This is a genomic window from Porphyromonas sp. HMSC077F02 (genome assembly GCF_001815465.1).
GTDB classification, from domain to species: domain Bacteria; phylum Bacteroidota; class Bacteroidia; order Bacteroidales; family Porphyromonadaceae; genus Porphyromonas_A; species Porphyromonas_A somerae.
The window spans coordinates 1-421 of sequence record NZ_KV820626.1 but is presented as its reverse complement, the minus strand read 5'-3'; the positions used below and the strand labels follow the sequence as shown (position 1 = coordinate 421).

Sequence of the window (421 nt, the reverse complement as noted above, 5' to 3'; positions counted from 1 at the left end):
CCCAAGTTTGACCCCTATTGGAGTGTAAGTAGCTGGTATTGTCGTGGTTGTCTTTTTTTTGAAGAGTTACTGTGTACTACAAATTTTGATTTTTCTAAATGGGTGGGTTTTATAGTTTAGGGCTTGGTAGATCTTTCTGGCGTTAGGTGGTGGGTCGCTACAAATACGGAGGATCACCTTTTCCCCTAGCATGTTGGTGGCTTCTGTCGTAACTGCTTTTTGGGTGGACATTATTCGGACGATCTCTTTCCAATAATGTCTGATTCCTTTTCCTTTCAGTTGTACACGTATATTATTGACCACCCAATAGGCGAGGAGTCCGAAGAAAAGGTGTGCTTCGGAGCGTTCGTCAGTTTGGTGGTATATGGGGCGTAGGTTGAGGTCTGTTTTGAGTTGACGGTTGGTACACTCTATCTCTCGT

At 43.9% G+C, this 421-nt stretch carries 1 pseudogene; it reads right to left on the bottom strand.

The features are described 5' to 3' along the window. Positions 1-66 precede the first annotated feature (66 nt). Positions 67-421 (bottom strand): annotated as a pseudogene (locus HMPREF3027_RS00370) (transposase); the annotation flags it as partial.